1 protein-coding gene is annotated in these 440 nt (G+C 71.1%); it reads left to right on the top strand.

Features of this window, described 5'->3' with window-relative positions:
* The coding region (locus tag LMU33_RS40940) for a hypothetical protein (RefSeq protein WP_228627202.1) at positions 1–440 on the top strand (440 nt) is incomplete at both ends.

Here is a 440-nt window from a genome sequence, read left to right on the forward strand (position 1 = left end):
GGTGGGGATCGACAGCGCCGAGCGGCGTGACGGGTCGGTCGCAGGGCCGCTGATCCCGTTCGCTTGGAGTGGGGTGTCGTTGTTCGCGGCGGGAGCGTCGTCGCTGCGGGTGCGGCTTGGTGAGCTCGGCTCCGATGCGGTGTCGTTGCTGGTGGCCGATGGTGCGGGCCGGCCGGTGGCGTCGGTGGGGTCGGTGGCGTTGCGGGCTGCTTCGGCGGAGCAGGTGCGTGCTGCGGCCGGTGAGCGCCACGACTCCCTCTTCCGCGTCGAGTGGACCCCCGTCCCGGTTGCGGAGACCGACCAGGTGGCTGCACATATCTCCGACGACTGGGTCGTCCTCCCGACGTGCGACCTTGCCGGGCTCCAGGAGGCCTTGGACGGTGGTGGGTCGGTGCCGTCGGTCGTGGTGGTGGAGTGTGGTGCTTCGCTGTCCGGTGAGT

The organism is Streptomyces barringtoniae (genome assembly GCF_020819595.1).
GTDB lineage: Bacteria > Actinomycetota > Actinomycetes > Streptomycetales > Streptomycetaceae > Streptomyces > Streptomyces barringtoniae.